General features: G+C 63.5%; 23 protein-coding genes. 15 read left to right on the top strand and 8 right to left on the bottom strand.

Annotated elements, in window-relative coordinates; all coding sequences use genetic code 11:
* Positions 1-2 precede the first annotated feature (2 nt).
* Positions 3-671: a DNA-3-methyladenine glycosylase gene (locus E8E78_RS04695; protein WP_016501810.1), complete on the bottom strand. Its 669-nt coding sequence runs from the start codon at positions 669-671 to the stop codon at positions 3-5.
* A 328-nt stretch (positions 672-999) separates the two neighbouring features.
* Here E8E78_RS04695 and E8E78_RS04690 point away from each other — a divergent pair, with 328 nt between their 5' ends.
* From E8E78_RS04690 to E8E78_RS04630, 13 genes are all read left to right on the top strand, one after another.
* Positions 1,000-2,271: a glutamate-5-semialdehyde dehydrogenase gene (locus E8E78_RS04690; RefSeq protein ID WP_280311931.1), complete on the top strand. Its 1,272-nt coding sequence runs from the start codon at positions 1,000-1,002 to the stop codon at positions 2,269-2,271.
* A gap of 1 nt (position 2,272) precedes the next feature.
* On the top strand, positions 2,273-2,932 hold the full coding sequence (gene nadD / locus E8E78_RS04685) for a nicotinate-nucleotide adenylyltransferase (protein WP_043200783.1): 660 nt from the start codon (positions 2,273-2,275) through the stop codon (positions 2,930-2,932).
* Positions 2,933-2,975: 43 nt separating this feature from the next.
* On the top strand, positions 2,976-3,407 hold the full coding sequence (gene rsfS / locus E8E78_RS04680; protein ID WP_016489366.1) for a ribosome silencing factor: 432 nt from the start codon (positions 2,976-2,978) through the stop codon (positions 3,405-3,407).
* A gap of 9 nt (positions 3,408-3,416) precedes the next feature.
* Positions 3,417-3,884: a 23S rRNA (pseudouridine(1915)-N(3))-methyltransferase RlmH gene (gene rlmH, locus E8E78_RS04675; RefSeq protein ID WP_003249722.1), complete on the top strand. Its 468-nt coding sequence runs from the start codon at positions 3,417-3,419 to the stop codon at positions 3,882-3,884.
* Positions 3,885-3,900: 16 nt separating this feature from the next.
* Complete coding sequence (mrdA, locus tag E8E78_RS04670; RefSeq protein WP_016501807.1) at positions 3,901-5,790, top strand: penicillin-binding protein 2; 1,890 nt, start codon at positions 3,901-3,903, stop codon at positions 5,788-5,790.
* Between the two features lie 38 nt (positions 5,791-5,828).
* Positions 5,829-6,932: a rod shape-determining protein RodA gene (rodA, locus tag E8E78_RS04665; protein ID WP_049275595.1), complete on the top strand. Its 1,104-nt coding sequence runs from the start codon at positions 5,829-5,831 to the stop codon at positions 6,930-6,932.
* Between the two features lie 17 nt (positions 6,933-6,949).
* A complete protein-coding gene (mltB, locus tag E8E78_RS04660; protein ID WP_016501806.1) occupies positions 6,950-7,960 on the top strand; it encodes a lytic murein transglycosylase B in 1,011 nt (336 codons plus the stop codon).
* On the top strand, positions 7,960-8,961 hold the full coding sequence (locus E8E78_RS04655; RefSeq protein WP_016501805.1) for a septal ring lytic transglycosylase RlpA family protein: 1,002 nt from the start codon (positions 7,960-7,962) through the stop codon (positions 8,959-8,961). The genes mltB and E8E78_RS04655 overlap by 1 nt, the downstream gene beginning before the upstream one ends.
* Before the next feature lie 271 nt (positions 8,962-9,232).
* On the top strand, positions 9,233-10,393 hold the full coding sequence (locus E8E78_RS04650) for a D-alanyl-D-alanine carboxypeptidase family protein (RefSeq protein WP_016489361.1): 1,161 nt from the start codon (positions 9,233-9,235) through the stop codon (positions 10,391-10,393).
* A 73-nt stretch (positions 10,394-10,466) separates the two neighbouring features.
* Complete coding sequence (locus E8E78_RS04645; protein WP_016501804.1) at positions 10,467-10,742, top strand: DUF493 domain-containing protein; 276 nt, start codon at positions 10,467-10,469, stop codon at positions 10,740-10,742.
* Complete coding sequence (gene lipB, locus E8E78_RS04640; protein ID WP_012274372.1) at positions 10,742-11,389, top strand: lipoyl(octanoyl) transferase LipB; 648 nt, start codon at positions 10,742-10,744, stop codon at positions 11,387-11,389. Before E8E78_RS04645 ends, lipB begins: the two co-directional genes overlap by 1 nt.
* A 2-nt stretch (positions 11,390-11,391) precedes the next feature.
* Positions 11,392-12,408, top strand: coding sequence for a lipoyl synthase (gene lipA, locus E8E78_RS04635; protein ID WP_016501803.1), 1,017 nt, complete (start codon positions 11,392-11,394; stop codon positions 12,406-12,408).
* 87 nt (positions 12,409-12,495) lie between these two features.
* Positions 12,496-13,437 (top strand): LD-carboxypeptidase, encoded by a 942-nt coding sequence (locus E8E78_RS04630; RefSeq protein ID WP_049275590.1) that lies wholly within the window; start codon positions 12,496-12,498, stop codon positions 13,435-13,437.
* A 106-nt stretch (positions 13,438-13,543) separates the two neighbouring features.
* Here E8E78_RS04630 and E8E78_RS04625 read toward each other — a convergent pair whose 3' ends face one another.
* The 5 genes from E8E78_RS04625 to leuS form a co-directional block, all read right to left on the bottom strand.
* On the bottom strand, positions 13,544-14,860 hold the full coding sequence (locus E8E78_RS04625) for a lytic murein transglycosylase (RefSeq protein ID WP_049275591.1): 1,317 nt from the start codon (positions 14,858-14,860) through the stop codon (positions 13,544-13,546).
* A gap of 60 nt (positions 14,861-14,920) precedes the next feature.
* Positions 14,921-15,085 carry an alternative ribosome rescue factor ArfA gene (gene arfA / locus E8E78_RS04620; protein ID WP_016501800.1) on the bottom strand — a complete coding sequence of 55 codons (165 nt, stop codon included), beginning with the start codon at positions 15,083-15,085 and terminating at the stop codon, positions 14,921-14,923.
* A 196-nt stretch (positions 15,086-15,281) separates the two neighbouring features.
* The gene (gene holA / locus E8E78_RS04615; protein ID WP_280311939.1) at positions 15,282-16,319 is read right to left on the bottom strand and encodes a DNA polymerase III subunit delta; all 1,038 of its coding nucleotides are present in this window, start codon (positions 16,317-16,319) and stop codon (positions 15,282-15,284) included.
* Between the two features lie 39 nt (positions 16,320-16,358).
* Positions 16,359-16,964: an LPS assembly lipoprotein LptE gene (gene lptE / locus E8E78_RS04610; protein ID WP_049276283.1), complete on the bottom strand. Its 606-nt coding sequence runs from the start codon at positions 16,962-16,964 to the stop codon at positions 16,359-16,361.
* A 61-nt stretch (positions 16,965-17,025) separates the two neighbouring features.
* Positions 17,026-19,632, bottom strand: a complete 2,607-nt coding sequence (gene leuS / locus E8E78_RS04605; RefSeq protein WP_049276284.1) for a leucine--tRNA ligase — start codon at positions 19,630-19,632, stop codon at positions 17,026-17,028.
* 228 nt (positions 19,633-19,860) lie between these two features.
* On the opposite strand from leuS, the gene E8E78_RS04600 reads away from it, so the two are divergent.
* Both E8E78_RS04600 and E8E78_RS04595 read left to right on the top strand, forming a co-directional pair.
* Positions 19,861-20,175, top strand: coding sequence for a hypothetical protein (locus E8E78_RS04600; RefSeq protein ID WP_016501796.1), 315 nt, complete (start codon positions 19,861-19,863; stop codon positions 20,173-20,175).
* A gap of 135 nt (positions 20,176-20,310) precedes the next feature.
* The gene (locus E8E78_RS04595; RefSeq protein WP_059394413.1) at positions 20,311-21,072 is read left to right on the top strand and encodes a YdcF family protein; all 762 of its coding nucleotides are present in this window, start codon (positions 20,311-20,313) and stop codon (positions 21,070-21,072) included.
* A gap of 67 nt (positions 21,073-21,139) precedes the next feature.
* On the opposite strand, the gene lnt is transcribed toward E8E78_RS04595, so the two are convergent.
* Together lnt and E8E78_RS04585 are read right to left on the bottom strand one after the other, a co-directional pair.
* On the bottom strand, positions 21,140-22,657 hold the full coding sequence (gene lnt / locus E8E78_RS04590; protein ID WP_049275626.1) for an apolipoprotein N-acyltransferase: 1,518 nt from the start codon (positions 22,655-22,657) through the stop codon (positions 21,140-21,142).
* A gap of 8 nt (positions 22,658-22,665) precedes the next feature.
* On the bottom strand, positions 22,666-23,505 hold the full coding sequence (locus E8E78_RS04585) for an HlyC/CorC family transporter (RefSeq protein WP_016501793.1): 840 nt from the start codon (positions 23,503-23,505) through the stop codon (positions 22,666-22,668).
* Positions 23,506-23,528 lie beyond the last annotated feature (23 nt).

Genomic DNA, 23,528 nt, shown 5'->3' with positions numbered 1-23,528 from the left:
GTTCAGCTTCCTTGTTCGAGAATGAAGAAGTCACGGCCTTCGACTTGGCCGCGACGTAACGGGTTCCGCGTGCAGAACCGGGCGTACTCGGCGTCGACGAAGCGGTAGGGCAGGTGTTCGTCGCGCCCGTGCGGGATGCCCAGCCTTGCGGTCTGGATCACCCTCGGTACGGCATTGCCGCAATCGTCCACGTACAGCCGCTCGGCGTCAAAGCGCTGGGCGTCCCAGTGGGGCACTTTCAGGCCCAGCGCCCGGCAGAGCAGGGTCTGGCCGGCGCACAGGCGCGCATCCGGGCGCAGCTTGCCGCTGGCGTCGGGGTTGTTCAGTTGCATCTGCGCCAGGCTGTCGGGGCCCGAGCGGGCGTCCTGCCAAGGGTAGGCAGACTTGATCAGCACCGCGTTACCCGGGCCTTGGGCGCTGAAGTTCAGCGAGTCGCCGCCGCGGGCGTAGTACATGTAGATGTGCCCGCCATCGAGGAACAATGCCTTGCGCTTTTCGGTGTAGCCGAGCGAGGCGTGGCTGCCCTTGTCAGTGAGGTAGTAGGCCTCGGTCTCAATGATGCGCGCAGCCAGCCACAGGTCGCCGTGGCGATGGCGGATTACCTTGCCCAGCAGTGCCTTGGCCACGGTCTGGGCATCACGGTTGAAAAAGCTGTCGGGCAGGGCTGGCATGCGGGCAGTTCGTGGCTGGGGAGGCGGGGATGATAGCAATGAATGGCTTAATCGAGGCTGAATCGAGTGTGATCTTGGCAGTGCCGGCCTCTTCGCGGGCATGCCCGCTCCCACAGGTACTGCATAGCCCCAGGCCTTGTGAAATCCCTGTGGGAGCGGGCGCGCCCGCGAAAGGGCCGCAACAGGAGAAAGAAATTTCGATAACCCTGGTTACATCTTTCCTGCGCATTGCCCCAGCCATTTTCTACCATCCGCCACCCGCCGCTGGGCGTACACCTGCGCGGCAGTTATAATCAGCCGATTTCCCCTTCGCCAAGACACCGAACCCATGACTGAGTCCGTTCTTGACTACATGACCCGTTTGGGTCGCGCTGCCCGTGAGGCTTCCCGGGTGATCGGCCGTGCCAGCACCGCGCAGAAGAACCGCGCCCTGCAAGCCGCTGCCGATGCACTGGATGCTGCCCGTGCCGAACTGACTGCCGCCAACGAGCTGGACCTGGCCGCCGGCCGCGACAATGGCCTTGAGCCGGCGCTGCTCGACCGCCTGGCGCTGACCCCCGCGCGCATCGACGGCATGATCACCGGCCTGCGTCAGGTCGCCAGCCTGCCGGACCCGGTCGGTGCAATCCGCGACATGAGCTACCGCCCATCCGGTATTCAAGTCGGCAAGATGCGCGCACCGCTGGGGGTGATCGGGATCATCTACGAGTCGCGCCCGAACGTGACCATCGATGCCGCCAGCCTGTGCCTGAAGTCGGGTAACGCAACCATCCTGCGTGGCGGCTCCGAAGCCATCCATTCCAACCGCGCCATCGCCACCTGCATCCAGCGTGGCCTGGCTGCTGCGGGCCTGCCGGCCGCCGTGGTGCAGGTGGTCGAGACCACCGACCGCGAAGCCGTGGGTGCGCTGATCAGCATGCCGCAGTTTGTCGACGTGATTGTGCCGCGTGGCGGCCGTGGGCTGATCGAGCGCATCAGCCGCGATGCCCGCGTTCCGGTCATCAAGCACCTGGACGGCATCTGCCACATCTATGTCAGCCAGCATGCCGACCTGGACAAGGCCTGGAACGTGGCCTTCAACGCCAAGACCTACCGTTATGGCATCTGTGGCGCCATGGAAACCCTGCTGGTCGACCAGCAAGTGGCCGAGCGCTTCCTGCCGGAAATGGCCCGCCGCTTCCAGGAGAAGGGCGTGGAGCTGCGTGGCTGCGAGCGTACCCGCGCGCTGATCGAGGCCAAGCCGGCCACTGAAGACGACTGGCACACCGAGTACCTGGACGCGATCCTGTCGATCCGTGTCGTCGATGGCCTGGACCAGGCCATCGAGCACATCAACCACTATGGCTCGCACCACACCGACTCGATCATCAGCGAACACCAGGGTGAAGCCCGCCAGTTCATGGCTGAGGTCGACTCGGCGTCGGTCATGCTCAACACCCCGACCTGCTTCGCCGACGGTTTCGAGTACGGGCTGGGTGCGGAAATCGGTATTTCCACCGACAAGCTGCATGCCCGTGGCCCGGTCGGCCTGGAAGGCCTGACCTGCGAGAAGTACGTAGTGATCGGCGACGGCCAGCTGCGCGGTCAGGAGTCCTGCTGAGTTGAGCAAGGCCCAGGCAGTCCGGCGCATCGGCATTCTAGGCGGCACCTTCGACCCCGTGCACATCGGCCACCTGCGCAGCGCGCTGGAAGTGGCCGAGTTCATGGGGCTGGACGAGCTTCGCCTGTTGCCCAATGCCCGGCCGCCGCACCGCGACACCCCGCAGGTGGCCGCGCAGGATCGCCTGGCCATGGTCCGCGAAGCGGTGCAAGGCGTTGCTTGCCTGAGCGTCGATGCCCGCGAGCTGGAACGGGACAAGCCGTCGTACACCATCGATACGCTGGAATCGATCCGCGCCGAACTGGCCGGCAACGACCAGCTGTTCCTGGTGCTGGGCTGGGATGCCTTTTGTGGCCTGCCTGGTTGGCACCGCTGGGAAGAATTGCTGCAACATTGTCACATTCTGGTGCTGCAGCGCCCGGATGCCGACGTAGAACCCCCTGACGAGCTGCGCAACCTGCTGGCTGCGCGCTCGGAGAGCGATCCCGCCGCCATGTCCGGCCCGGCGGGAAATATTTCGTTCGTCTGGCAGACGCCGCTTGCGGTGTCGGCTACACAGATCCGACAGCTGCTGGCCAGCGGCAAATCGGTGAGGTTCCTGGTGCCGGACGCCGTACTGGCCTACATCGAGGCGCACGAACTGTATCGTGCGCCTAACTGACGGTGCCTCTGGCGCCTCATCCAACGAGTTGAACGAGTTTTATATGAGCAAGCAGAAAACCAATGGCATCAGTGGCGAAGAACTGGTCAAACTGACCATTAGCGCTCTGGAAGACGTCAAAGCCCAGGACATCCAGGTTATCGACGTGCGCGAAAAGCACAGCCTGACCGACTACATGATCATTGCCACCGGTACCTCCAACCGCCAGATCAACGCGATGCTGGAAAAGGTCCGTGAAGCGGTCAAGAAACAAGGCGCGCAGCCGCTGGGCGAAGAAGGCAAGGGCGACAGCGACTGGGTGCTGCTGGACCTGAATGACGTCATCGTGCACATGATGACTGCCGCTGCCCGCCAGTTCTACGACCTGGAGCGTCTGTGGGCGGGTGCCGAGCAGAGCCGTGCTGCTGATGCCAAGCATCACAGCCCGGAAAACGCCAGCGCCTACTTCGATGACAAGATCAAAGACCGGGAATAAGGAAGCGTCGTGCGTCTGCGCCTGATCGCGGTCGGCTCGCGCATGCCGAAGTGGGTCGAGGAAGGCTGGCATGAATATGCCAAGCGCCTGCCCGCCGAGCTGTCGCTGGAGCTGGTGGAAATCCCGCTGAATACCCGTGGCAAGAATGCCGATGTCGCCCGCCTGATCCGTCAGGAGGGCGAAGCCATGCTAAGCAAGGTTCAGCCAGGGGAACGCATTGTCACCCTCGAGGTCCATGGCAAGCCCTGGAGCACCGAGCAGCTGGCGACCGAGCTGGACCGCTGGCGCCTGGATGCGCGCACGGTGAATTTGATGGTGGGCGGCCCGGAAGGCCTGGCGCCTGAGGTTTGCGCACGCGCCGAGCAACGCTGGTCGCTGTCGCCGCTGACCTTGCCGCACCCGTTGGTAAGGATACTCATCGGCGAGCAGATCTACCGCGCCTGGACCGTGTTGTCCGGGCACCCTTACCACAAATGAGCCTGTAAGCAGTCAGATGTCGCAGCCGATCCGCCTCAAGGACCACGAGAAAGACGCCCGCCTGGTGCGCAACCGCGTCGTGGTCGGCGCGGTGGCTATCGTGCTGCTTATTTGCGTGCTGATTGCGCGGCTGTACTACCTGCAGATCATCCAGTACGACTATCACTCGACGCTGTCGGAGAACAACCGGGTGCATGTGCAGCCGATCCCGCCGACCCGCGGGCTGATCTTCGACCGCAACGGGGTGATCGTTGCCGACAACCGGCCCAGCTTCAGCCTATCGATGACCCGCGAACGTGCGGGAAACTGGCAGGAAGTGCTGGACACCATCGTCGAAGTGCTGGATTTGACGACCGACGACCGGGCCCTGTTCGAGAAGCGCATGCGCCAAGGCCGTCGGCCGTTCGAGCCGGTGCCGATCCTGTTCGAACTCAACGAAGAGCAGATCGCCCGGGTGGCGGTGAACCAGTTCCGCCTGCCAGGCGTGGAAGTGGTGGCCCAGCTGGTGCGGCATTACCCGCAGGGTGCGCATTTCGCCCACTCGGTGGGTTATGTGGGGCGCATCAACGAGAAAGAGCTGAAAACCCTCGACCCTGTGAACTACAGTGGCACCCACCATATCGGCAAGACCGGCATCGAGCGCTTCTACGAAGACGACCTGCACGGCCAGGTCGGCTACGAGGAAGTCGAGACCAACGCTCGGGGCCGCGTGCTGCGGGTGCTCAAGCGCACGGACCCGAAACCGGGCAAGGACATTGTGCTGAGCCTGGACATCAAGCTGCAGGAAGCCGCCGAGGCCGCCCTGGGTGGCCGGCGGGGCGCAGTGGTCGCACTCGACCCACGTACTGGCGAGGTGCTGGCGATGGTCAGCCAGCCAAGCTTCGACCCCAACCTGTTCGTCACCGGCATCAGCTTCAAGGCCTATGCCGAACTGCGCGACTCGATCGACCGGCCGCTGTTCAACCGCGTACTGCGTGGCCTGTACCCGCCCGGTTCGACCATCAAGCCGGCGGTGGCCATCGCCGGCCTGGACAGTGGCGTGGTCAATGCCAGCAGCCGGGTGTTCGACCCGGGTTATTACCAACTGCCCAACTATGACCACAAATACCGTAACTGGAACCGCTCCGGCGATGGCTGGGTCGACCTGGACACCGCGATCATGCGTTCCAACGACACCTACTTCTACGACCTTGCGCACAAGATGGGCATCGATCGGCTGTCCAGCTACATGAACAGGTTCGGCATCGGCCAGCGGGTTTCCCTCGACATGTTCGAGGAGTCTGCCGGGTTGATGCCGTCGCGCGAATGGAAGCGTGCCACCCGCCGCCAGGCCTGGTTCCCTGGTGAAACCCTGATTCTCGGTATTGGCCAGGGCTACATGCAGGCCACGCCGCTGCAGCTGGCCCAGGCCACTGCGCTGATCGCCAACAAGGGCGTGTGGAACCGCCCGCACCTGGCCAAGACCATCGAAGGCCAGCAGCCTGTGGACGAAAACCCCATGGAAAACATCGTGCTGCGTGACAAGTCCGACTGGGCCAAGGTCACCCATGGCATGGAGCAGGTAATGCACGGCGCCCGCGGTACTGCGCGCAAGGCTGCCGCCGGCGCCCAGTACCGCATTGCCGGCAAGAGCGGTACCGCCCAGGTGGTGGCGATCAAGCAAGGCGAGAAGTACGACCGCAACAAGCTTCAGGAGCGCCATCGCGACCACGCCTTGTTCGTCGCCTTTGCCCCGGCCGAAGCCCCGAAAATCGTGGTATCGGTGATGGTCGAGAACGGTGAGTCCGGCTCGGGCGTGGCTGCGCCCGTGGTACGCCAGATCATGGACGCCTGGCTGCTCGACGAAAATGGCCGGCTCAAGCCCGAGTTCGCGCCTGCCACCGTTACCCAGGAATCGGCCCTGTGATGAACAATTTCGATCGCATGCTCTCCAGTGAGGATGTGATGCGTCGGCGCGCCAGCTTTCTACAGCGTATCCATGTCGACGGCCCCTTGCTGATCATTCTGCTCACCCTTGCGGCCGGCAGCCTGTTCGTCCTTTATTCGGCCAGTGGCAAGAACTGGGACCTGCTGCTCAAGCAGGCCACCTCGTTCGGCATCGGCCTGGTGTCGATGTTCGTCATCGCCCAGCTGGAGCCGCGCTTCATGGCGCGCTGGGTGCCACTGGCGTACCTGACCGGGGTGCTGTTGCTGGTGGTGGTGGACGTGATGGGCCACAACGCCATGGGCGCCACGCGCTGGATCAACATCCCCGGCGTGATCCGCTTCCAGCCCTCGGAATTCATGAAGATCATCATGCCGGCGACCATCGCCTGGTACCTGTCCAAGCGCACCTTGCCGCCCCACTTGAAACACGTGGCGATCAGCCTGGTGCTAATCGGCGTGCCGTTCATCCTGATCGTGCGCCAGCCCGACCTGGGCACGGCGCTGCTGATTCTCGCCTCCGGCGCCTTCGTGCTGTTCATGGGTGGCCTGCGTTGGCGCTGGATCCTCAGTGTGCTGACGGCGGCGGTGCCGGTGGCGGTGGCGATGTGGTTTTTCGTCATGCACGACTATCAGAAGCAGCGGGTACTGACCTTCCTCGACCCGGAAAGCGACCCGCTGGGCACGGGCTGGAACATCATCCAGTCCAAGGCGGCGATCGGCTCGGGCGGGGTGTTCGGCAAGGGCTGGCTGCTCGGCACCCAGTCGCACCTGGATTTTCTGCCGGAAAGCCACACCGACTTCATCATCGCCGTACTGGGCGAGGAGTTCGGCCTGGTCGGTATCTGCCTGCTGCTGATTGTCTACCTGCTGCTGATCGGCCGTGGCCTGATGATCACCGCCCAGGCGCAGACCCTGTTTGGCAAGCTGCTCGCGGGCAGCCTGACCATGACCTTCTTTGTATACGTGTTCGTCAATATCGGGATGGTCAGCGGCCTCCTGCCCGTGGTGGGCGTGCCGCTACCCTTCATCAGCTATGGCGGAACATCGTTGGTGACGCTGCTTTCAGCGTTTGGCGTTCTGATGTCGATCCACACGCACCGCAAATGGATCGCACAGGTTTGAATAAGGTGAAGAATTTCATGCAAGCAGTGCGTAACTGGGCTGCCCGTTGTGCGCCGTGGATCGGCGCGGTGGGCCTGTTCGGCGCTGTACATCTGGCCCATGCCGGCGATTACCAGGGCTCACCGCAGGTGGCCGAGTTTGTTGGCGAAATGAGCCGCGACTATGGTTTTGCCCCTGAGCAGCTGATGGGCGTGTTCCGTGAAGTACAGCGCAAGCAGTCGATCCTCGACGCCATCTCGCGCCCGGCCGAAAAGGTCAAGCCGTGGAAGGACTACCGGCCGATGTTCCTCACCGACGCGCGCATTGCCCGTGGTGTGGACTTCTGGCGCCAGCACGAGGCCGTGCTGGCCCGTGCCGAGCAGGAATACGGCGTGCCGGCGCAGTACATTGTTTCGATCATCGGTGTGGAAACGTTCTTTGGCCGCAACACCGGCAACTACCGGGTGATCGACGCCCTGTCGACGCTGGGCTTCGACTACCCGCCGCGGGCCGAGTTTTTCCGCAAGGAACTGCGCGAGTTCCTGCTGCTGGCCCGTGATGAACAGCTCGATCCGCTGACGCTCAAAGGCTCCTACGCCGGGGCCATGGGCCTGCCGCAGTTCATGCCGAGCAGTTTTCGCAACTACGCGGTGGACTTCGACGGCGATGGCCACATCAATATCTGGAATAACCCGGACGATGCCATCGGCAGCGTCGCCAGCTACTTCAAGCGCCATGGCTGGGTGGCGGGCGGGGGCGTGGTCAGCCGCGCCTGGGTGGACGGTGCACGTGCCGACCAAGGCCTGACCACCGGCATCGAGCCGGTGAAGACGGTAGGGGAGTTGCGCGCGCTTGGCTGGTCGGTTCATGATTCGCTGCGCGATGATCTGCCGGTTACTGCCTTCCGCCTTGAGGGCGACAATGGCCCCGAGTACTGGGTGGGCCTGAAGAACTTCTACGCGATCACTCGCTATAACCGCAGCGTGATGTATGCCATGGCGGTGCATCAGCTTGCGCAACAGCTGGTTCAAGCACGGGGCGTCAAGTAATGCGCGCAATCATTTCTGCCAATTCCTTCAAGCTGTTGACCTGCCTCGCCGTTGGCGTGGTGCTGGCCAGCTGTTCATCCAGCCGCCCGCCCCAGCAAAGCAGTGGCAACGTCGTGCGTGCACAGCCGGGGCTGGACATCAACCGGGCCCACAAGGACGGCGCGCCGTGGTGGGACGTGGATGTGAACAAGATCCCCGATGCCACGCCGACCGTGCACACCGGCAACTACAAGGCCAACCCCTACACGGTGCTGGGCAAGACTTATTACCCGATGCAGGACTCGCGCAATTACCGCGCCGAGGGCACCGCGTCGTGGTACGGCACCAAGTTCCACGGCCAGAACACCGCCAACGGCGAGCTGTACGACCTGTATGGCATGAGCGCGGCGCACAAGACCCTGCCGCTGCCGGCCTACGTGCGGGTGACCAACCTTGCCAACGGCCGGAGCGTGATCCTGCGGGTGAATGACCGTGGGCCGTTCTATTCGGACCGCATCATCGACCTGTCCTACGCGGCGGCGAAAAAGCTCGGCTATGCCGAGACCGGCACCGCGCATGTGCGCGTCGAGGGTATCGACCCGCAGCAGTGGTGGGCCCAGCGTGGCCAGACGCCGCCGATGGTGCTGAAAGAGCCGCAGGTGGCCCAGACCCAGGCGATCCCGGCCACTACCGGGCGTGTCGAGCAATGGACCCCGCCGGCCCAACAGCATGCAGCGCCGGTAGTGCCGGTGCAGGTCGGGGGCAACAACGTACCTGGCGGCAATGGCGGCAGCTTCCTGCAGGTGGGCGCCTTCGCCAACCCGGACGCCGCCGAACTGCTGCGCTCCAAGCTCAGCACCATGGTCAGCGCACCGGTGTTCATCAGCTCGATCGTGCGCAACCAGCAGACCCTGCACCGCGTGCGCCTGGGGCCGATTGGCAGCCAGGGCGAGATCCAGCAAGCACAAGACAGCATCCGCCTGGCGAACTTGGGGCAGGCCAAGCTGGTCACAGCAGACTGACCGCGTCGTCTTCTCGCGGGCACGCCCGCTCCCACAGGGGTATGCGACACCCTGTGGGAGCGGGCGTGCCCGCGAAGAAGGCAACACCAAACTGTCGGTTTTGTCATGAATTGCCGGGCGCGGCCATGTACAATGACGGCTTTTGCCCGCAGCGACATAAAGCCGCACATGCGTGGGCCAGGCCAACGGCCATAAAACTAGACTGACTGGCGCTGGGCACACGATCTTGCCCAGGGAACATCTCAGACCATTAGCGATTTTCGAGAGACGGATGAACATCACCAACCTTGCCAAACGACTTTGCCTGCCTGTACTGCTGATGATCACGCCTGCCGCCTTCGCGGCAGAGCAGATGACGCCGGCGCCACCGCAACTGGCAGCCAAGTCCTATGTACTCATGGACGCGTCCAGCGGCAACGTGCTGGTCGAGAACAACGGTGACGAGCGTCTGCCGCCAGCCAGCCTGACTAAGCTGATGACCGCCTACATCGCCACCCTGGACATCCGCCGCGGCCAGATCGGTGAGAACGACCCGGTTACCGTCAGCGAAAACGCCTGGCGTACCGGCGGTTCGCGCATGTTCATCAAGGTCGGCAGCCAGGTGACTGTCAGCGACCTGCTGCACGGCATCATCATCCAGTCCGGCAACGACGCCTCGGTCGCCCTGGCCGAGCACATCGCCGGCAGCGAAGACGCCTTTGCCGACATGATGAACAAGACGGCTGCCGACCTGGGCATGAGCAACAGCCACTTCATGAACCCGACTGGCCTGCCGAACCCGGAGCACTACTCGTCGGCGCATGACATGGCAACCCTGGCCCGTGCGATCATCACAGTCGACCCGGCCCACTACGCCATCTACTCGCAGAAAGAGTTCTTCTGGAACAACATCAAGCAGCCTAACCGCAACCTGCTGCTGTGGCGTGACAAGACCGTCGATGGCCTGAAGACCGGCCACACCGACGAAGCCGGCTACTGCATGGTGGCTTCGGCCGTTCGTGATGGCCAGCGCCTGATCGCCGTGGTGTTCGGCACCAACAGCGAGCAGTCCCGTGCTGCCGAGACCCAGAAGCTGCTGACCTACGGTTTCCGCTTCTTCGAAACCCAGACCTTCTACCAGAAGGGCACCGAGCTGACCCAGGCCCCGGTCTGGAAGGGCGCCACCAGCCAGATCAAGGCTGGCCTGGCCGACGACCTGACCATGACTATGCCTAAAGGCCAATTGAAGCGCCTGCAGGCTTCGATGACCATGAACCCGCAGCTCACCGCGCCAATCGCCAAAGGTGACGTGATCGGCAAAGTGGAAGTCAAACTGGACGAGAAAGTGGTTCACAGCGCCGACCTGATCGCCCTCGATGGCGTCGAGGAAGGTGGTTTCTTCCGCCGTATGTGGGATAGCATCCGTCTATTCTTCTTCGGGTTGTTCAACTGATACGTGACCTGCATGCCCCCGCGTATCTAGCGGGGGTGTTGTTGTTGCCACGGCTTACGAGGCCGTTTCCGCCATGAGCGAACCAGACGTCAAGTCGCACAAGATCGAATTCCCTTGCGCTGATTACCCGATCAAGGTGATCGGCGATACCGTTGTCCATTTCAAGGACACGGTCGTCGAGATCTTGAAGAAATATGCTGAGGTCGACATGAAGACCTTGGCTGAGCGCCAGAGCAAGGAAGGCAAGTACACCACCGTGCAATTGCACATCGTTGCCACCAGCGAAGACCAGTTGCACGACATCAATAGCGCCCTGCGCGCTACCGGCATCGTGAAAATGGTGCTCTGATGTCCGCCTGTCTCGGTTTTCGCGAGCTTGGCCTGCAGCCCTACGAACCGGTGCTGGAGGCCATGCGTCGCTTTACCGAGCAGCGCAGCCCGGACAGCCAGGATGAAATCTGGCTGGTCGAGCACCCCGCAGTCTTCACCCAGGGCCAGGCCGGTAAGGCCGAGCACCTGCTGGTGCCGGGCGACATCCCGGTGGTGCAGACCGACCGCGGTGGCCAGGTGACCTACCATGGCCCCGGTCAGCAGGTGGCCTACCTGCTGCTGGACGTGCGCCGGCTGGGCTTTGGCGTACGCGAGTTGGTCAGCCGTATCGAACAGGCCCTGATCGGCCTGCTCGCCAGTTACGACGTGCAGGCATCGGCCAAGCCCGATGCCCCGGGCGTCTATGTCGACGGAGCGAAGATCGCCTCCCTCGGCCTGCGAATTCGCAACGGCCGTTCGTTTCACGGCCTTGCCCTGAACGTGGACATGGACCTTGCGCCATTCCGCCGAATCAACCCCTGCGGCTATGCGGGGCTGGCCATGACCCAGCTGCGCGATCTGGCAGGTCCGATCGAACTCGACGAGGTCAGGACAAGGCTGCGCGGACAGCTGGTCAAGCACCTCGACTACGCTGAGCAGACGACCCTCACGGGCGGAATCGACTGAATATGACAACTGTGCAAGAAGCCGTGCCGAACCTGATACCTACCCTGGATGCCACCCCGCGCCAAGCGCCGAAAAAGGTGGAAGCCGGGGTAAAACTGCGTGGTGCCGACAAAGTCGCGCGCATCCCGGTAAAGATCATCCCGACCGATGAGCTGCCGAAAAAGCCTGACTGGATCCGCGTGCGTATTCCGGTTTCGCCCGAGGTAGACCGCATCAAGCAACTGCTGCGCAAGCACAAGCTGCACAGCGTGTGCGAAGAGGCCTCCTGCCCGAACCTGGGTGAGTGCTTCTCTGGTGGTACCGCCACCTTCATGATCATGGGTGACATCTGCACCCGTCGTTGCCCGTTCTGTGACGTTGGCCACGGCCGACCGAAACCGCTGGACCTGGACGAGCCAAAAAACCTGGCGGTCGCCATTGCCGACCTGCGCCTGAAGTACGTGGTGATCACCTCGGTGGACCGCGACGACCTGCGTGATGGCGGCGCCCAGCACTTTGCCGACTGCATCCGCGAAATTCGCGCGCTGTCGCCGGGTGTGCAGCTGGAAACCCTGGTGCCGGACTACCGTGGCCGCATGGACGTTGCGTTGGCGATCACTGCGCAAGAGCCGCCAGATGTGTTCAACCACAACCTCGAGACCGTGCCGCGCCTGTACAAGGCCGCGCGACCGGGTTCCGATTACGACTGGTCGCTGGACCTGCTGCAGAAGTTCAAGCAGATGGTGCCGCACGTACCGACCAAGTCGGGCCTGATGCTCGGCCTGGGCGAGACTGACGAAGAAGTGATCGAGGTGATGCATCGCATGCGTGAGCATGAAATCGACATGCTCACCCTCGGCCAGTACTTGCAGCCATCGCGTAGCCACCTGCCGGTGCAACGTTTCGTTCACCCGGACACCTTCGCCTGGTTCGCCGAGGAAGGTTACAAGATGGGCTTCAAGAACGTCGCCTCCGGCCCGCTGGTGCGTTCTTCGTACCACGCTGACCAGCAAGCTCACGAAGCCAAGATCAAGCTCTGAGCCAAAAGCAGAGCTACGTATGCCGATGCACGCCGAAAGGCGGCATCGGCATTTTTATTTGTGCCACCTGCGCTGCAAGGAGCCGCGATGAATTGCGCCGAAACTGTCCAACCCAGCCTGCCAGCCGCGCTGCCGGCTAACGCCTGTTTTGCCATTGTCGCGCCGGCGGGCGCGGCGCGTCTGGATACGCACAAGGTCAGCCGGTGGTTTGCTGACCGCGGCTACCGTTGCCGTATCTACCCGGGTGCCCTGCAAGCGCAGGGTTACCTGGCAGGGCCGGACCAGCAGCGCCTGCAGGACCTGCACGATGCCTTTGCCGACTCGGCCATCGACGCCATCCTGTGCATGCGCGGGGGCTACGGCAGCATGCGTTTGCTCGATCAGCTCGACTTCGAGCTCATTCGCCGCAACCCTAAACCGTTGATCGGCTACAGCGACATTACCGCACTGCACACTGCGATCTATCGGCATTGCGGCGGGCTGGTTACCTTCCACGGGGGGATGCTGAATGCCGATCTGCTGGGGGCCAAGTTGCCGCCGACCGAATCGTCGTTGTTGGCACAGTTGGGTGGGCTTGTGCGGTGCGGCGAGCAGATCGCGCACCCGGCGGACTATGCCTTGACCACGGTGTTGCCGGGTGTGGCCAGCGGGCCGCTGCTGGGCGGTAACCTGTCGATGCTGGGGGCGACCATGGGGACGCTTGCCGAGCTGGATACTCAGGGCTGCATCCTGTTCATCGAGGACGTCAACGAGCCGTTGTACCGGGTGGACCGGCTGCTGACCCAGTTACGCCTGGCGGGCAAGCTGGAGGGGATCAAGGGTGTGCTGGTAGGGGACTTTGCCGGAATTACCCCGGCGGCGTTGGCGCCGTTGCTGGAGGATACCTTCGCGCCCCTGGGTGTGCCGGTGCTGGCGGGGTGGCGCAGTGGGCATTGCGACCCGAATGTGTGCTTGCCGTTGGGGGCGCGGGTAAGGCTGGACAGTGATCGGCAGAGCCTGGTGCTGGATCAGGACCTGTTCAAGGTTTGAGGTTGTCGGGGCTGCTTTGCAGCCCATCGCGGCACAAGGCCGCTCCTACAGGGGATTGCGATACATTGCAGTTACGCGGTTGGCTGTAGGAGCGCCCTCAGTAATTTCACGGCTGACGCAGGCTCTCAAGCAGCTTGTGGGTCGGGTAGCCATCTGCTGGCCACCCCAGCCCCTGCTGGGCGGTGCGAATGGCCTTGCGGGTATTGGCGCCGATGATGCCATCGGCATTGCCGGCCTCGTGCCCACGGCTGTTCAACAAGTTCTGCAGCTCCATGCGCTCGCTGCGGCTCAATGGCAGGTCTTCTTTCGGCCAGCTGCCGGCAATGAAGCCCCAACCACTGAAGCGATCCCCCAGCAGGCTCACCGCCAAGGCATAGGACGACGAGTTGTTGTACTTGAGGATTGCGCGGAAGTTGTCCAGCACCAAAAACGCCGGGCCACGCGCGCCCGCTGGCAGCAGCAGGGCGGCTGACAGCTGGTTGCTGTTGGCGGGCAACTGCGTGCCAGCAGGCAGTGTCACACCCATCGCCAGCCACTCGCTGACCGGTTTGCGCAGCGCGCCATCGGCTTGCCAGAAATCGAAGCCAGCCGGCACTTGTACCTCGAAGCCCCATGGCTGACCACGCTTCCAGCCCGAGCTTTGAAGGTAATGCGCCGTCGAGGCCAGGGCATCCGGCGTACTGTTCCAGATGTCGCGGCGGCCATCACCGTCGAAGTCCACGGCATGGGTGTTGTAGGTGGTCGGGATGAACTGGGTCTGGCCCATGGCGCCGGCCCACGAACCACGCATGGCTTCAGGCTGGATGTCGCCATGCTGGATAATTTGCAGCGCGGCGATCAGCTGGTCCTGGGCGAACTGCGGGCGACGGCCTTCATAGGCCAGCGTGGCCAGCGAGCGAATCACTGACTTGTTGCCTTGGAACTGGCCAAAGTTGCTTTCCATGCCCCACACGGCGACCAGCACCTGGCGGTCGACGCCATAGCGTTGCTCGAGGCGGGTCAGCAGCTCGGCGTTCTGCTCCAGCAGCCTCTTGCCATTGCGCACGCGCAGAGGCGACAGGGCGCCTTCGAGGTATTCCCATACCGGGCGGGTGAACTCTGGCTGGCTGCGGTCAGCCTTGATCACGTCCATGTCGGGGGTGACGCCGAGGAAGGCGCTGTCGAACGTGCTCGGCGAGATGCCGGCTTGCAGGGCTTGCTGGCGGAAGCCTGCCTGCCATTGGGCGAAGGTTTGCAGAGGCTGGATTTCAGTGCTGACGTCAGGCGTTGTGCCGGGCACAGTCACCACTGGAGCGGGTTGGGCAGGGGCCAGCGGCAGTGCGTCGGCAGCGGTGGGTTTTTCCGCGCAGGCCACGAGCAGGATGAAGCTGGAGGCCGCGATCAGCTGGCGGGTTTCCCAACGGGGGAGAAGACGGAAGAGCATGCACAGATCCAGAATTGCAGGTCAGGTGACGACCATACCATGCCTGCGCTTGCGATGCTTTCATGCTGCCAAAAAGTAGGAAGCCTCCCAATCTCTCGATTGGAAGGCTTCGCGGCGGTAGCTGCCTTTGCCCTTGTCCGGTTGTTCCTGGCGGCAACGGAACAAGGGTTGGGCGACGATGGACTTGGCCTTGTTGGGGCCGTGCTTTTTCGGCTTTTTGCTCATGGTGGGGTACCCTGTTTGGGTGGGTTTCGGGGCGCACTGTAGGGCTTGGTGCGAGGTGGGGCCAATTGATTGTGTTTATGGCTTGGATCTTGGGGCCGCTTCGCGCCCCATCGCGGCACAAGGCCGCTCCTACAAGGGATCCGCGACTCCTGTAGGAGCGGCCTTGTGCCGCGAAAGGGCCGCAAGGCGGCCCCGGCTATTGCGAAGGTAACGACAGGCGCTGACCCGCCATCAACAGCGACAAGCGCGCAAGGCCTGTCCAGGGCGAACCCTCGGCCTGGCCCTTGATCTGCGCATCGATACGTTGGGCATCCTGCAACAACTGCCCCCAGCGTTGCGCTGACAAGCGTTGCAGGGCTTTGCTGACCAGCGGTCGGCGTTTGTCCCAGATCGGCGGGCGGGCCTGGCTAAAGGCTTTGTCCAGCGGCACGCCTTGGCTGAACAGTTGGGCCAGCCCGGCCATTTGGCGCAGTTCACGGGCCAGGGCCCAGAGGATCACGGGCGGCTCCACGCCTTCACCACGCAAGCCTTCGAGCATGCGCAGGGCATGCGCCGCTTCGCCGTTGAGAATGGCGTCGACCAGGCCGAAGACATCGAAGCGGGCGCTGTCGGCGACTGCAGCCTGCACGGTTTCCACGGTGATCTGGTTGCCGTCGGCAAGCAGCTTGAGCTTTTCGATTTCCTGCGCGGCGGCCAGCAGGTTGCCTTCCACGCGCGCAGCGATCAGGTCGACAGCGTCACGTTGCGCCGACAGGCCGGCTTGCTGCAGCCGCTGGTTGATCCACTGTGGCAGCTGGTGCACATCCACCGGCCAGATCTGGATGAACTGGCAGTGCTCACCTTCGATCAAAGCCTTGCCCCATTTGGTCTTCTGCGCGCTGCCGTCGAGCTTGGGTAGGCTGACCAGCAGCACGGTATCTTCGGCGGGCCTGGCGCAGTATTCGATCAGCGCGGCGGCGCCCTTGTCACCAGGCTTGCCCGAGGGCAGGCGCAGTTCCAGCAGGCGGCGCTGGGCGAACAGCGACAGGCTGGCGCCAGCCTGGAGCAGGGTGCCCCAGTCGAAGTTGGCGTCGGCACTGAATACCTGACGTTCGTCGAAACCTTGCTGACGGGCCGCGTTGCGGATGGCGTCAGCGGCTTCCTGGCAAAGCAGCGGGTCGTCGCCGCTGACCACGTAGACCGGTGCCAGGGCGCCTTGCAGGTGCTTGTTGAGTTGGGCGGGGGCAAGTTTCATGGGAAACAGGCGGGGCACCCGAGGGTGCCCCACGCGGGCTTAGTTGCCCGGCACTTCCAGTGGCGATTGCTGCGGCGTTTCGGCCTGCTGACGGCGGGCGGCCTCCAGCGCAGCGGCTTCGGCCTGGGCGCGTTCGTCGGCTTTGCGCTGCAGCTCGTCCAGCTGGGACGGGCTCAGCATTTGCAGGCGGACGACCATGGCGTTGACCAGGTCGCGGCGCATTTCTTCACGGGCGCGGGTGGCTTCCTGCTCGGAACCGGTGATGTTCGAGCCGTCACGCACGTAGATCTTGCGCACTTCCAGCTTGTCGCTCAGCAGTTCCAGGTTGTTCAGGCCCTGGATGCTGTAGTTCAGCTCCGTGGTCAGCTCGTACTCAGCGGTACGGTTGCCGCTGTTGTAGGTTGCCGAGCGCTCGCGCTCCTGCTCGTTGGTCAACACCAGGCGGTAAGGCGCGCCGGCATGCACGTTCACACCGCTACGCTCCAGTACCTCACGGAGCTGGACCACGGTCGGGCCGTAGGCATTGCGTGCGCTGACGTCCATTTCCTTCACACTCAGCTCGGTGGAGCCGGTGCCGCGCAGCTGGAAACCGCAGGCGCTGAGCATGACCGCCAGGCCTATTACCAGCAAATTGCGTTTGATCATGTTGTTGCTCCCTTGTGGGCCTGTACCGCCCACCCGCAGCCACTGCGGGTGGGCGTTTTCATCAGTTGGCGACGATGTTGACCAGCTTGCCCGGTACCACGATGACCTTGCGGATGGTAAGGCCGTCGATGAAGCGCAGGACATTCTCGTTGCTGCGGGCGGCGGCTTCGACTTCTTCGCGGCTGGCTGCGGCAGGCATTTCGACCTGGCCGCGCAGTTTACCGTTGACCTGAACCACCAGGGTAACGGTGTCCTGCACCAGTGCCTGCTCATCGACGCTCGGCCAGGCCGCATCGATCACCGACCCTGCGTGGCCCAGGTGCTGCCACAGCGCGTGGGAGATGTGCGGGGTGATCGGCGACAGCAGCAGGGTGACGGCTTCCAGGCCTTCGTGCAGCAGGGCACGGTCCTGCTCGCTGGCTTGCGGGGCCTTTTCCAGCACGTTCATCACGGTCATCACCTGGGCAATGGCGGTGTTGAACTTGTGGAACTGGCCTACATCGTTGCTGGCCTGCTTGATGGCGGCGTGGATGGCGCGGCGGATAACTTTCTGCGCGTCGTCCAGGGCGGCGACATCCAGCTTGCCCGGCAGACCCTGGCTGACGTGAGCCTGGGCCAGGCGCCAGACACGGCGCAGGAAGCGGCTGGCACCTTCGACGCCAGAGTCGGACCATTCCAGGCTCATGTCGGGCGGCGAGGCGAACATCATGAACAGGCGGCAGGTGTCGGCGCCGTAGGCCTCGATCATCGATTGCGGGTCGACGCCGTTGTTCTTCGACTTGGACATCTTCTCGGTGCCGCCGATTTCCACCGGCAGGCCGTCGGTCTTCAGGCGGGCGCCAATGATCTTGGCCTTGGCATCGCGCTCGATTTCGACATCGGCCGGGTTGAACCAGTCCTTGCCGCCGTTGCTGGCCACGCGGTAGTAGGTTTCAGCGACCACCATGCCCTGGGTCAGCAGGTTCTTGAATGGCTCGTTCGAGGTGACCAGGCCTTCGTCGCGCATCAGCTTGTGGAAGAAGCGCGCGTACAGCAGGTGCAGGATCGCGTGTTCGATGCCACCGATGTACTGGTCGACAGGCAGCCAGTGGTTGGCGGCTTTCGGGTCGACCAGGCCCTTGTCGTAATTAGGCGAGGCGTAGCGGGCGAAGTACCAGGACGATTCGACGAAGGTGTCCATGGTGTCGGTTTCGCGTTTGGCCGCGGTGCCGCATTTCGGGCAGGTGCATTCGTAGAATTCAGGCATGCGCGCCAGTGGCGAGCCGGCACCGTCCGGTACCACGTTCTCGGGCAGGGTGACCGGCAGCTGGTCTTCCGGCACCGGTACGTCGCCGCAGGACGGGCAGTGGATGATCGGAATCGGGCAGCCCCAGTAGCGCTGGCGGCTGATACCCCAGTCGCGCAGGCGGAACTGGGTACGCGACTTACCGAGGTCCTTGCGGATCAGGGCGGTTTCGATGGCGTCGAAGGCGCCGGCGAAGTCCAGGCCATCGAACTCGCCCGAGTTGATCAGCTGGCCGTGCTCGTTGTAGGCAGCCAGCCATTCGTTGCCGACGTCATCGCCTTCGCTGGTGCGTACCACCGCCTTGACCGGCAGGTTGTATTTGCGGGCGAACTCGAAGTCGCGCTCGTCGTGGGCCGGCACGGCCATTACCGCGCCATCGCCGTAGTGCATCAGCACGTAGTTGGCGACCCATACCGGCAGCTTCTCGCCGGTCAGCGGGTGCTCGACCAGCAGGGAAGTGGCCATGCCCTTCTTCTCCTGGGTGGCCATGTCGGCTTCGGCAACGCTGCCGCTCTTGCACTCGTCGATGAACGCCTGCAGCGCCGGGTTACCCTGGGCAGCCTGGGTGGCCAGCGGGTGCTCGGCGGCGACGGCGACGTAGGTCGCGCCCATCAGCGTGTCCGGGCGGGTGGTGAAGACCTTGAGAGTGCCTTCGTGGCCGATGCTGGCCTGGTCGTACGGGAACTGTACTTCCATGCCGCGCGACTTGCCGATCCAGTTGCGCTGCATGGTCTTGACCTGCTCAGGCCAGCCCGGCAGCTCGTCGAGGCTTTCCAGCAGCTCGTCGGCGTAGTCGGTGATGCGGAAGTAGTACATCGGGATTTCGCGCTTCTCGATCAGCGCGCCCGAACGCCAGCCACGGCCGTCGATGACCTGCTCGTTGGCCAGTACGGTCTGGTCAGCCGGGTCCCAGTTCACGGTACCGTTCTTGCGGTAGATGATGCCTTTCTCGAACAGGCGGGTGAACAGCCACTGCTCCCAACGGTAGTAGTCGGGTTTGCAGGTGGTCACTTCACGTGCCCAGTCGATGGCAAGGCCCAGGCTCTTGAGCTGGGTCTTCATGTAGTCGATGTTTTCGTAGGTCCACTTGGCCGGGGCGACGTTGTTTTTCATCGCCGCGTTTTCCGCGGGCATGCCGAAAGCGTCCCAGCCCATCGGCTGCAGGACGTTCTTGCCCAACATGCGCTGGTAGCGGGCAATCACGTCGCCGATGGTGTAGTTGCGCACGTGGCCCATGTGTAGCTTGCCGCTCGGGTACGGGAACATCGATAGGCAATAGTAGGTGTCTTTGCCTGGCTGTTCGGTAACAGCGAACGATTGTTGCTCGTCCCAGAAGTTCTGGGCGGCGGCTTCGATATCACGGGGCGTGTATTGTTCGTGCATGGCTACTTTTGGCTGAGAGAGAAGAGACCTTGTTCCAGGCAGCGGAACCTCGCTGCAACCGGTACTCCGGTGTCGTTTAGAGTGAACGCCGTAGCATACAGCAGCGTTGCGCATCGTGGGAAACCTTCGTTGCGAATGCCCGCTGGTCGCGGCAGGCGGCTGCTTTTCATTGCACCGCTAAGCTCAGGTGTGGGGGGAGATATTCTTTATCTTCAATGAGGTGAACGGATGGGAGAGACGCAGCTACCCGCAATCAAGCCGGAGCTTTACGAACGTCTGATCGACCGGCTTGGCCTGGCGCTGGAAACCGCCAGGACCTCGGTGCGATTGCGCGACGAGATGCCGGCCGAGCTGGAATTGCGCGGCTTGAGCCACGCAGAGTTCGAAGTGATCAAGGCCTACCTGGAATCGCTCCCGGTGCGCCAGAGTGCCTGTGCCGGCAGTTACCCACAAGCGGAGCCGGCATCGGCCAAGATCATCTGGCTCAAGGACAAGAAACGCCCCGCCAATACGGCGAGATCCAGGACGCTGCCACATCGCTAGCCGTTCAGGATGCCAGCCGCAGGCCATCGCGCGCCGGTTCTTCAATATCACACAGCTCACGATTGGCGCCGGTCGCACCCTTGTTGACCGGCGCCGATCCTTTTAGGCTGCACCCCTGCCAAGGAGGTGTGGCCGATGCCGATCCGATTCTTCATCAAACAATGGCTGATGCCGCCGGGCATCCTGTTGCTGCTGTTGCTTGCGGCGTGGTGGCTGCGTGCACGGCGGCCACGGCTAGCGGCGCTGTGCTTTGCCATGGGGCTTGGAGGCCTGTGGCTGATGAGCCTGCCGCTGGTAGTGCAGGAAACCGCCCGTGTGCTGGAAAGCGAGCCGCCGTTGGCCGTGAGCGACTGGGCCGGCCTGGCGAGCCGGGCGGATGCGATCGTGGTGCTGGGGGCCGGACGTGAGCGGGGCGACCCGGCCTGGGGCGGTAGCGACCAGCCTACGGCCACGGCGCTGGAGCGCATGCGCTTTGCCGCGCGGCTGGCCAAGGCCTCAGGTTTGCCGGTGCTGACCAGTGGTGGGCTGCACTATGGCACGCCGCCGAGCGAGGCGCGGTTGATGGCTGATCGGCTGCAGGAGGACTTTGCGGTCGAGGTGAAGTGGCGCGAAGAGGCTAGCCGCACGACCTGGGAAAATGCCCAGCTCACGGCCAAGGTGCTGCAACCGTTGGGCATTCGTCGCGTAGTGGTGGTGACCCAGGCCTGGCACATGCAGCGCTCGCGCTGGAGCTTTGAACAGGCGGGTTTCGAGGTGGTGCCGGCGCCGGTGGGGTTCCTGGGGGGCGATCATGCGCGGCCGTTTGCCGGGTTGCTGCCGGAGAGCCGGGCGATGTGGCAGAGCGGGCAGTTGCTCAATGAAGTGGTGGGGTTGGTGGGGTATCGGGTCTTTTATTGAACCTTGTGCTGCCTGTGACGGCCTCTTCGCGGGCAAGCCCGCGAAGAGGCCGGCACAGGCAGCATCATCAGACGGTTTTGGCTATGCGCCCCGCCAGCAAAGCCCAGCCCAGCAGCAATGCACACACAATCGCCAGCGGCCACGAGCGCCATTTCAGGTACGGGGTCAATTGCTGCATCGGCACCACTTCGCCATACAGCACCGCCTGCTCGAACTGCGGCACCTGCGTGGTAATGCGGCCAAACGGGTCGATAAGGGCCGTCACGCCGTTGTTGGTGGCGCGGATCATCCAGCGGCCGGCTTCCAGGGCGCGCATCTGTGCCATCTGCAAGTGCTGCAAAGGACCGATCGATTTGCCGAACCAGGTGTCGTTGCTGATGGTCAGCAGCAGGTCGCTGCGTGCGGCCAGGCCTGCGGCAAATTCGGGGTAGACCACTTCGTAGCAGATGTACGGCGCAATCTGATAGCCCTTGGCTTGCAGCAGCGGCTGATCCTCCGGCCCGCGGGCGAAGTCGGACATGGGCAGGTTGAAGAACTCGATCATCCCTCGCAGCATGTCCTGCAGCGGCACGTATTCACCAAACGGCACCAGTTTCTGCTTGAGGTAGGTGCCATCGCCTTCACCGGTGACGGTGATGCCGTTGTAGTAGCGGCGCTGATGATGCACCACTTCACGCACCGGCACGCCGGTGATCAGCGCCGAATGCCTCTCGGCAGCGAAGCGCCCCATCACGTCGATGTAGCCCTGTGCCTGGTCCTTGAGCACCGGCACTGCGGTTTCTGGCCAGATCAGCAGGTCCACAGGTTTGGAGCTGAAGCTCAGGTCACGATACAGCGCCAGTTGCGCGTCGATGTGCGCCGGGTCCCATTTCAGGTCCTGCTCGACGTTGCCTTGAATGGCTGCCACTTTCAGCGGGTCACCTGCCGGTTTGGTCCAGGCATGGCCCTTGAGCGCCAGGCCCAGTACCCACGGGGCCAGCAACAGCAAGCAGGCCACGGCAAGGAACGAGGGGCGGGCGCGCAAGCGGTGCAGGTTGCACAGCAGGGCCGCCGTGAGCGCCAGGGTGAAGGAAACCAGCCATACGCCGCCCAGCGGTGCCAGCCCGGCCAATGGGCCATCCAGCTGGCTGTAGCCGGCATAAAGCCAAGGGAAACCGGTCAGGAACCAGCCGCGGAAGGCCTCTTGCAGCAGCCAGAGGGCGGCGAAGCACAAGGCGTCGGCCAGTGGCGCTTCATTGCGCCTCAGCCAGCGTGCCCACAGCCAGGTGGGCAGGGCAAAGAACCAGGCCAGGGCGGCGAAGAACGCCAACAGCAGCAGGATCGCCAGCAGCGGCGAGGCGCCGCCGTAGGTGTTCATGCTGACGTAGATCCACCAGGTGCCGGCGCCATACAGGCCGAAACCGAACCACCAGCCCCGCCACATGGCCTGGCGCGGGCTAAGCTCGCGCAGGCCAAGGTAGAGCACGGCGATGGACAATATGGCCAGCGGCCAGATGTCGAACGGCGCCAGGGCCAGAAGGGTGGAAGCACCGGCCGCCAGGGCCAGCAGGTTACCGGGCCAGCCGGGGCGGGTGATCCAACGCATGTTTGTCCTTAACGGGTGATCGGGGTCAGGCGCAGCAAGTGTATCCGCCGGCTGTCGGCGTTGAGAATACGGAACTTGTAGGACCCGATCTCGGTGGTTTCGTTGCGCTTGGGCAGGTGGCCAAAGGCGCTCATCACCAGCCCGCCAACCGTGTCGAACTCGTCATCGGAGAACTGGCTGTCGAAGAACTCGTTGAAGTTCTCGATCGGGGTAAGCGCCTTGACCAGGAAGTCGCCGCTTGGCAGCGGCTTGATGTAGCTGTCTTCCTCGACGTCGTGCTCGTCTTCGATGTCGCCGACAATCTGTTCCAGCACGTCTTCGATGGTGACCAGGCCTGCCACGCCGCCATATTCGTCGATGACGATGGCCATGTGGTTATGGTTGGCGCGGAACTCGCGCAGCAACACGTTCAGGCGCTTGGACTCGGGCACGAAGGTGGCCGGGCGCAGCAGGTCCTTGATATTGAAGCTGTCGCCGTTCTCCTTGAGGATCAGCGGCAGCAGGTCTTTGGCAAGCAGGATCCCGAGCACATCGTCGTGGCTTTCGCCGATCACCGGGTAGCGCGAGTGCGCGGCGTCTATCACCGCTGGCAGAAACTCGCGAGGCGACTGGCCGGCCTTGATGCTGTTCATCTGCGAGCGCGGCACCATGATGTCGCGCACCTGCAGGTCGGCGACCTGGATGGCGCCTTCGACGATGGTCAGCGCTTCGCTGTCCAGCAGTTTGTTCTGATGGGCTTCGCGCAGCAGCTCAAGGAGCTCCTGGCGGTTTTTCGGCTCATGGGCAAAAGCCTGGGTCAGTTTGCCCAGCCAGGACTTTTGCCCGTTGCTCGATCGATCTTCGCTCATGGCGGTTCTCGTGATCCTTCGTG

Source organism: Pseudomonas sp. BN505 (genome assembly GCF_029873175.1).
In the GTDB taxonomy this organism is placed as follows: Bacteria; Pseudomonadota; Gammaproteobacteria; order Pseudomonadales; family Pseudomonadaceae; genus Aquipseudomonas; species Aquipseudomonas putida.
This window is presented reverse-complemented; position numbering and strand designations above follow the sequence as displayed.